This window comes from Rhizobium bangladeshense (assembly GCF_017357245.1).
Classification (GTDB): Bacteria; Pseudomonadota; Alphaproteobacteria; order Rhizobiales; family Rhizobiaceae; genus Rhizobium; species Rhizobium bangladeshense.
Genome location: NZ_CP071613.1, coordinates 636,167 through 644,610, shown reverse-complemented (window position 1 = coordinate 644,610; position 8,444 = coordinate 636,167). Strand labels below are relative to the sequence as shown.

Genomic DNA, 8,444 nt, shown 5'->3' with positions numbered 1-8,444 from the left:
GATCGTTTTCCCAAGTAACTGCGCAATTTTGAACGAAAGCGCTTCAGTTGCGCAGTTACTATATGCCGCGATTCGTGACCGAATTACAAACGCTTAACTAAAACGCATGTCGCGGCGGGCGAAGCAGGGCCAGGAAACCGGCGGATTTGCGGATGCTTGGGCAAGTGATTCGCCGCCGCCCATGGCACTGCCGGGCAAGGCCTGCGGCATTGTTATGCACATGAAATTCATCGAATTTTTGCGATGCCACCAGCCGGACGGAACTGCTCGATCCGACTATTGTCCGTCGTCTTTCAGGTAGTTGTTGCCGTTGATCACCAGAAGCCCGTCGGAACCCCTCTCGGGTTGGAAAATGCTCAGGCTCTTCGTCTTGCGGATTGCGTCAGCTGAGTCGAGGCGATAGCCGGAGAGCCTATAACGTTCGCTGCAGCAGGCGGCTCACCGGATGTCGTCGATACCTGCTACCCATGCGCTTTCCCCCCATCGCATAAACCGCCGAAGGGTTTGGAGCCATACAAGAGCTTTTCAGCCGGAGGTCCCATGAATGAGGCTCTGGCGCTCACATATCACCCGCTGCGTTACGACTAGAAGGCAGGCGCTATCAGCTTTAACGAGGGGAATAGCTGCGATAGCGGCCGAGGTCTCGTGTCATGAGTGTTAGCTGTTGCACGGCAGCGTGAGCACCGATGAAGAAATCAGGAAGTACGCCGGTGCGGATGCCGCCTGCCTTGCGATACTGCGTGAAGACCTTGCCCGCAAGAAACAAAGCGGGTTTGGGCATCGCGACCATCTGGAGGCCAGCCTCTTCCACAGAAGCCTCCAGCGCCTCGATCCTTTCGTATCAAACCGAAAGTTCGGCTTAAATTACATCGTTGATTAGAAGGGGGCCCTCGATACCGGCCGTCTCGAGCTGGGCTATAGACCAGTCCGCCGATTCCGGGTGGTCGGTCACGAGGTCCAGGAGCACATTGGTATCGACGAGTGTCCCGTTTCTCCGCGCGTCAAAGCCATGATGGCGTCCGTATCGAGGCCCTTGCCGGCATGACCGCGCAGCTTCTCGAAACGGCTCGCCGGTCGTTTCTTGTCGGCGCGCGTCAGAACCACACGCCGTCGGCAGCACGATGAAAATCGACCTTGCTGCCAGGGACGATGCCGAGCATGTCCCGTACCGGCTTCGGAATCGTCACCTGCCGTTTCGCAGTAACGGTCGTGGTCATAGCGGACGCCTCGGTAATACCTTCCTGAAAGAAAGTATTACTGCATTCGGCAAAACTCAGTGGCAGCTAAGCCGCTATCGACTGGTAGAGCCAATCGGAGAGCTTCTGGCTCGCCAAGCGCGCTCCGGCACCCGGAAGCAACACGTCTCCGGTCAATTCGACGCCGAAATACGAAACGGAGGGATCGGTTATCACCTGCCGCTGGTCTTGGTTCGCGGCGAGATAGATCCGGGCGATTTCGTCGATGCCGAGCTGGTCGGGGCCGCCGATCTCGATGATCTCGCCTAGGGGATTTCCACCTGCCAGTTCAGTCAGGAATGCGGCCGCGTCGCGAGCTGCAACCGGCCTCATCAAAGCCGGAGGCAAACGAACGACGTTGCCTTCGGCACCGATGTCGATCACCCCGTTTATGAATTCGTAGAACTGGGTCGAGCGCAGGATCGTGTAGGGCCGGCTTGAGGCCCGGATGAGATTTTCCTGCACCGCCTTCGCGCGGAAATAGTCGCTTTCGACGAGGCGCGGCGTGCCAACGACGGAGAGGGCGAGATAATGCCGGACGCAAGCATGGGCCGCGGCTGCAAGCAGGTTCTTGGTCGAGGCCTTGAAGAAGTCGAGCGCTGAATTGTCGCCGAACGAGGCGGCATTGGTCACATCGATGACGACATCTGCACCTGCCATTGCTGCTTCGAGGCCCCTGCCGTTAACCGTATCGACGCCGAGCGACAGAGATGCGGCCGTGACGTCGTGGCCCGAGCGCCGCAGATCCGCCACCAATTGCGATCCGACAAGGCCGCTTGCTCCCGCCACCATGATTTTCATGTCGACATCTCCGTTGCATCTCGTCTGCATGCCCGCGCGCACGTAGAATGACCAGAACGACCGGCCCCTTCCATCGTGCTTGAGGGTCGGACATCTGAGACGCAGGGGATAGCGGAGCCAATCCAAAGTCCAGGATGCCTAATCGGAAAGACAGACGACCCCGCGGGCTGCCGAAGAATCCGGCTACATTCCCGCGCAATGCATGGGTTTCCATGAGTTGCGGTTGTGGTGCGGCAGGATTACGGTTCGAATATGAGCGCGCCGGCCCCGAAATGGAAAGCAACTGCCGCAGGACATGCTGACGATCCACCGGTCTTGCCTGTCAGGCCGGAGCGATGGATGGAGCGTGCCTGGGCGCATCGCCCCCCATTCCTGCGTCTGGCACTTTTCTTCCTCGCCTATGTCATCGCCTGCGGCTTCGCTCAATCTCTGGCGATCGTACCCGGAACCGGGATTTCCATCTGGCCGGCGAGCGGGCTCTTCATCGCCACGCTTATTCTCAGTTCCGGATACGGCTGGCCGTGGTGGGTTCTTTCCGGCTGCCTGGCGGAGATGTTCAGCAACGTCCTGTGGTTTCACAGTCCACCGCTCGCCGCCTTCCTGATCTATGTCGGCAACGCTCTGGAAGCGGTGGTTGGAGCCTGGCTGGTGAACCGCGTCCTGAAACGGCCCGTGCGGCTGGAAAGCCTCCAGGAAGTGCTCTCTTTCGTCGCACTGGGGGCCGGGATTGCTCCGATGGTCAGCGCGACCATTGGAAGCGCAACGCTCGCTTGGTTCAGCATCCTGTCGCAATCCTTCGTGACGGCATGGCCTCTATGGTGGATCGGCGATGCTACCGGCGTCCTCATCGTGGCGCCCCTGGCGCTGGTCGTGCTTCACAACTGGCAGGGCAGACCGCAGCTCTCGACTACGCAATGGATGGAAGCTTGCGTCCTCGGCCTTATCTTCCTCGCCGTCGCCGCTCTTTCGCTCAGCGGCTACCTTCCTTTCGCCTATATCATCATGCCGCCGCTTCTGTGGGCCGCAGTCCGCTTCCAGTTCAAAGGCGCGGCGGTCTCACTCGTGCTGCTGGCCCTAGTTACTGCGGTCTTCACGATAGCGGGCGCCGGTCAGTTCGCCGGTGATCCGGAATCCCAGAAACACAAGCAGATCATGCTGCAGCTTTTCCTGGCCATCTCTGCGCTTTCGGCACTCATCGTCGCCGCCATATCCCGTCAGCATCAACTGGCGACGCTTTCGTTGCAGCAAAGCGTGGAAGCATTGCGCGAACGGGAGCGAGAGCTCTCGCAACTTGTTGATATGGTGCCGAGCCATGTCTGGCGGTTGACACCCGAGGGCGAGCCGACCTTCTTCAACAAGCGCATGGTCGATTTCCTCGGCCTCGACGTGGCGGATTCCGACCAACCGCAGATGAGCCGGCTGGAAGCGGTCCTCCAGGCCATCGTTCATCCCGATGACGCAGCCGAATTCAGGACAGCGCTCGGCTATTGCCTCGTCACCGGCGAGACCTTCGCGATGCGCTATCGGCTGCGCCGTGCCGACGGCGCCTATCGATGGATGTCGAGCCGCGCCGAGCCGTTGCGGGATCAAGCCGGGATCATCGTCCAATGGTACGGACTTTGCCACGATATCGACGATCAGGTCCATGCCGAAGAGGCCTTGCGCCGAAACGAACAGCAGCTGCAGCAGATGATCGACGCCGTTCCTGTCCGCATCTGGAGCGTGGAGCCGACGGGCGGGTCAATCTACTTCAACAAACGCTATCAGGATCACTTCCGCGCCGTGATCGCCGATTTCGACGCCGTTGGCGAGGCGCGTATCGACCAACTGCTGCAGCAGCTCATCCATCCCGATGAGGTGCCCGACGTGCAGCGTACGCTGCATAAATGCTTCGAAAGCGGCAGCGGCACTGCGATGCGGTTTCGCTGGCTCGAAAAGGATGGCGTGTATCGCTGGGCCGAATGCAGGGTGGAGCCGCGGCGCGACGACGACGGAAAGGTCGTACAATGGTACGGCGTTTCCCTCGACATCGATGACGAGGTGCGGGCGCTGGAGACATTACGTGATCGCGAGCGCGAACTCTCACAGCTCGTGGACATGGTCCCGGTCCAGATCAGACGCCTGACGCCGAAAGGCGAACCCGTCTTCTTCAACAAGCGCCTGATCGACTTTTTCGGTGTCGACGTCGGCGAGATGGACAGGCCGGGCATGAGCCGTCTCTCGTCGGTCATTCACACTCTCGTCCATCCCGATGATGCACCGAGGCTGCTTGATACCGTCCACCATTCCCTCGCCAGCGGCGATCCCTTCTCGATAAAATACCGTATGCGCCGGTTCGACGGAGCCTATCGCTGGGTCGACGGGCGTGCCGAGCCGCTGCGGGATCAAAACGGCGAGATCGTGCAATGGTATGTGATATCGGTCGATATCGACGATGAAATGCGCGCGCAGGAAGCACTGCGCAACCGGGAGCGGGAACTCTCCCAGCTGGTGGACATGGTTCCGAGCCTGCTCTGGCGGCTCAATCCGGAAGGCGCTCCGACCTTTTTCAACAAACGCCTGATCGACTTTCTCGGCGTCGACGTCGCTGAAATGGAGAAACCCGGCATGAGCCGGCTGGCGGCTCTCATCGAAGTCGCCGTCCATCCGGACGATGCGCAGAGCCTCGCTAAAGCGCTCAACCATTCCCTCGTCACCGGCGAACGCTTCTCGCAGCAATATCGCCTGCGGCGCGCCGATGGCGTCTACCGCTGGGTGAAAGGCAGCGCCGAGCCGCTACGTGACGAAAACGGGCGGATCGTCCAGTGGTACGGCCTCTCTCATGATATCGACGACCAACTGCGCGTCGAGGAGGCGCTGCGAGAAAGAGAACGTTCGCTCTGGCAGATCGTCGAAACCTTGCCGGTCATGATCGATTGCGCGGCTCCGGATGGAGAGCCTGTCTATCGCAATCCGCAGCTTCGCGATTTTCTCGGATACGAACTCGAAGACCTTGATGGGACCGGCAAGTCACGGTTGGCCGGCACGCTCGACGCCGGCGTTCATCCGGACGACCTTGCCGACGTCAAGGAGAAATATGCCCATTCGCTCGCCACCGGCGAATCCTATGCGCGCAGGCACCGCCTGCGGCGGTTCGACGGCGACTATCGCTGGGTGGAAACGCGGGCAGCGCCGATGCGCGACGGCGAGGGCGCGATCGTGCAGTGGAACGTCATATATCTCGATATTGACGGCGAGGTTCAGGCGCAGGAAGAGCTACGCCGTACACAGGAAGGACTTTCCCGGGCGAGCCAGGCAGCAAGCCTCGCGGAGCTTTCCGCCTCCATCGCGCACGAGGTGAACCAGCCTCTTGCGGCCGTGGTGGCGAATTCCCATGCCTGCCAGCGCTGGCTGATGGCCGATCCGCCGAACATGGAGCGGGCGCAGAGAACGGTCGAGCGCATCATCCGGGACGCGAATTCGGCGGCCGAAGTCGTCAGCCGTATTCGCGCCCTGTTCAAACAATCCGCGGACAGGAGGGCTCAAACCACCCTCTCCGGCATCATCGATGAAGTGCGCAGCCTGATGGCCGACGAAGCCTGGCGGCGGCGCGTCCGCATTGACGTCGACGTTGACGACAGCTTGCCGTTCGTGGCGATCGACCGCATCCAGATCCAGCAGGTTCTGATCAATCTCATCCGCAACGGCATCGAGGCCCTGGACGCCACGACAAGCGACAGGGTGGTCGAGATACGCTCGCACCAAGTCGGCAATGCCGTCCAGACCGAGGTCCGCGATCTGGGGCGAGGCATCGAGTTCCCTGAAAAAATGTTCGAGCCTTTCTTCAGCACAAAAGAAAACGGCATGGGCATGGGGCTGGCGATCTGCCGCTCAATCGTCGAGCTGCATGGTGGACGATTGTGGACGGAGAAGAACCAACCGCGCGGAGCGACGTTGATCTTTACATTGCCCGTCGAAACGAAGGCAGCGTCATGACGACCGGTGACCATATCGTCTTCATCGTGGATGACGATGAACGCATCCGGGAGGCTCTCGGCGAGCTGCTGGATTCGCACGGCATTCGCGCCATCGCCTTCGAGTCGGCCTGCGACTATGTGAAAGCCGACAAGCCGGATGTTCCCGCCTGCCTTATCCTCGATGTCGAGCTGCCAGATATCAACGGCCTCGACCTGCAGAGACAGATCGCTGATGGCGATCATCCGCCGATCGTCTTCATCACCGGCCATGGTGACATCCCCTCCTCCGTGCGCGCCATCAAGCGGGGCGCGGTGGATTTTCTCACCAAGCCGTTCAGCGACGAGGATCTCATGGCGGCAATTCAGACGGCAATCGCCCAGGATCGCGAAAAGAGAGCCGGGCGCGCCGAACTCGGCATACTGAGGCAACACTATCTCGACTTGACACCGCGCGAACGCGAGGTGTTGCCGCTCGTCGTCAGCGGCCTCCTCAACAAGCAGGCGGCGGCAGAACTGGGGATCAGCGAAGTCACGCTGCAGATCCACAGAAGAAACGTGATGCAAAAGATGGCGGCGGCATCGCTCGCCGATCTCGTGCGCATCGCGGAGAAACTGGAAATACCGATAACCCACTCGCGCCGGGTGGGAGGGAATTGAACATGAACAAGAAAAAACATGTCGTGGCAATTGTCGATGACGATCCAAGACTCCTTGAATCAATGAGCGACCTTCTGGAATCGGCGGGCTATGTCTCCCGCAGCTTCTCGTCGGCGGGCTCGCTGCTCGTCAACGGGCTGTCGGACCTTGATCTGCTTATCACCGACATCGGAATGCCCGGCATAGACGGCTTCGAACTTCGCGATCTCGTCAGGAAATCACGTCCGGAGCTGCCGGTTTTCCTGATCACGGGCCGCCACGAGATCGCGGATCAGGGCCGTGCTCAAGGCGCCGGAGGATTCTTCCGCAAACCATTCGATGCCCAGGCCCTGATCGCGGCCATCGCCAATGCCTTACAGAAATCGAGAGATGGAGGGTGACATGAGAGTTGACCAGCCGTTCGTTCGTAGATCGGCGCCTTTATCAGTGCAGCGCCGAGGTGAAGAGGATCAGCCGCTCGTCATGATCGTGGACGACGACGCATCCATTCGCGAGGCGCTCTCCGAGCTGATCCTGTCGGCAGGTTTCCAGCCCGTCAGCTTTGCCTCGACCCGCGAATTGCTGGACGCGGATATATTGGACAGACCCGGCTGCTTGATCCTCGATGTGCGCATGCCGGGGGTAAGCGGCCTCCACTTGCAGAGCCATCTGACTGAAAACGGCATTGCCAAACCGATCATCTTCCTGACCGGCCATGGCGACATCCCCATGACCGTCCAGGCGATGAAAGCCGGCGCCGTGGATTTCCTCACCAAGCCGGCGCGGGACCAGACGCTGCTTGATGCCGTGACGGCAGCCATCGCCATCGACGGCGAACGTCGGGCGGAAGCGGCGATCGCCAATCGCAATATCGAACGGCTGGAGACGCTGACGCAGCGCGAGCGCGAGGTTCTGCATGAGGTGGCACGCGGGCGGCTCAACAAGCAGATCGCCTTCGATCTCGGCATCAGCGAAGTGACGGTCAAGCTGCATCGCAGCAATGTCATGCACAAGATGGGGGCCGCCTCGATCGGCGAACTGATCCGGGCCTGGGAAACACTGCCGGCGCAGATGCGCCAGGCGGGGGCGCGTTAGCTTCAATCATTTCAAGGAACGAAAGACGCCGGCTGTCCATTTGATGCACGGCGTATCCGATTCACGCCAAAAAAGACGATGCGGCGCCAGCAATGGCTTTCGGCCCCGCACGCTTGCGTTATCTCTAAATTAAAGTTCGGGGATATGACATCGTACCCGGCTTTGGTTCCCCAAAGGAGATCTCGCCTTGAACAATCAGTCGTCAGTCGCGCCTTCCCCTAAAACCGATGCTTTCGACAACGAAGCAAACTTCCTTTCGGCCATGGGGAATTCCAAACGGCTTCACATTCTGCATCTGTTGGCCGAAGGAGAAATGTCCGTGACCGTCCTGGCTGACGAAGTGGGGCTGAGCCAATCTTCGACTTCTCAGCATCTGGCAATTCTTCGAGACCAGGAACTCGTGCAGACACGAAGGGCTGGGCAGACAATCTACTATTCACTTCAATCTGACGCGGTCACGGCAATGCTCGATACGCTCGCGGACATCTTCGGATCACATCGTCGTAGGGCGGCAGAACGTGCCCGAGCCGTGGGCACCTAACGCAAACGGCGGAACGCTGATCGCCCGGCTCATGATTGGTCTCCAATTCTGCTGATATGCCCCCTCGGACGCGTCGATCGCTGATGTACGTTTGATGTACGCCGCCTAGACCACGGTGTGATTACGCCTCCATTGCGAATGGAGATAATGAACCACATCAGGAACGGAACGAACGGCCCC

At 60.1% G+C, this 8,444-nt stretch carries 6 protein-coding genes and 2 pseudogenes; 5 read left to right on the top strand and 3 right to left on the bottom strand.

What is annotated here, in order from left to right:
- Positions 1–584: 584 nt before the first annotated feature.
- From J2J98_RS23935 to J2J98_RS23925, 3 genes and pseudogenes are all read right to left on the bottom strand, one after another.
- A pseudogene (locus J2J98_RS23935) lies at positions 585–967 on the bottom strand (type II toxin-antitoxin system VapC family toxin).
- Positions 949–1,217, bottom strand: a pseudogene (locus tag J2J98_RS30470) (AbrB/MazE/SpoVT family DNA-binding domain-containing protein). The pseudogenes J2J98_RS23935 and J2J98_RS30470 overlap by 19 nt, the downstream one beginning before the upstream one ends.
- Positions 1,218–1,283: 66 nt before the next feature.
- Entirely contained in the window at positions 1,284–2,036 is a 753-nt protein-coding gene (locus J2J98_RS23925) for an SDR family oxidoreductase (RefSeq protein ID WP_064713191.1), read from the bottom strand.
- 339 nt (positions 2,037–2,375) lie between these two features.
- Here J2J98_RS23925 and J2J98_RS23920 point away from each other — a divergent pair, with 339 nt between their 5' ends.
- The 5 genes from J2J98_RS23920 (at position 2,376) to J2J98_RS23900 (ending at position 8,264) form a co-directional block, all read left to right on the top strand.
- Complete coding sequence (locus J2J98_RS23920) at positions 2,376–6,011, top strand: PAS domain-containing protein (protein WP_207603342.1); 3,636 nt, start codon at positions 2,376–2,378, stop codon at positions 6,009–6,011.
- Complete coding sequence (locus J2J98_RS23915; protein ID WP_138396609.1) at positions 6,008–6,649, top strand: response regulator transcription factor; 642 nt, start codon at positions 6,008–6,010, stop codon at positions 6,647–6,649. The genes J2J98_RS23920 and J2J98_RS23915 overlap by 4 nt, the downstream gene beginning before the upstream one ends.
- A gap of 2 nt (positions 6,650–6,651) precedes the next feature.
- Positions 6,652–7,029: a response regulator gene (locus J2J98_RS23910; RefSeq protein ID WP_064709546.1), complete on the top strand. Its 378-nt coding sequence runs from the start codon at positions 6,652–6,654 to the stop codon at positions 7,027–7,029.
- Position 7,030: 1 nt separating this feature from the next.
- Complete coding sequence (locus tag J2J98_RS23905; RefSeq protein ID WP_207603341.1) at positions 7,031–7,723, top strand: response regulator transcription factor; 693 nt, start codon at positions 7,031–7,033, stop codon at positions 7,721–7,723.
- Positions 7,724–7,910: 187 nt separating this feature from the next.
- The gene (locus J2J98_RS23900; RefSeq protein ID WP_064713187.1) at positions 7,911–8,264 is read left to right on the top strand and encodes an ArsR/SmtB family transcription factor; all 354 of its coding nucleotides are present in this window, start codon (positions 7,911–7,913) and stop codon (positions 8,262–8,264) included.
- Positions 8,265–8,444 lie beyond the last annotated feature (180 nt).

Coding starts and splice junctions, on each gene's coding strand:
- J2J98_RS23925 (WP_064713191.1), bottom strand. CDS start 2,036: ATGAAAATCATGGTGGCGGGAGCAAGCGGCCTTGTCGGATCGCAATTG.
- J2J98_RS23920 (WP_207603342.1), top strand. CDS start 2,376: ATGGAGCGTGCCTGGGCGCATCGCCCCCCATTCCTGCGTCTGGCACTT.
- J2J98_RS23915 (WP_138396609.1), top strand. CDS start 6,008: ATGACGACCGGTGACCATATCGTCTTCATCGTGGATGACGATGAACGC.
- J2J98_RS23910 (WP_064709546.1), top strand. CDS start 6,652: ATGAACAAGAAAAAACATGTCGTGGCAATTGTCGATGACGATCCAAGA.
- J2J98_RS23905 (WP_207603341.1), top strand. CDS start 7,031: ATGAGAGTTGACCAGCCGTTCGTTCGTAGATCGGCGCCTTTATCAGTG.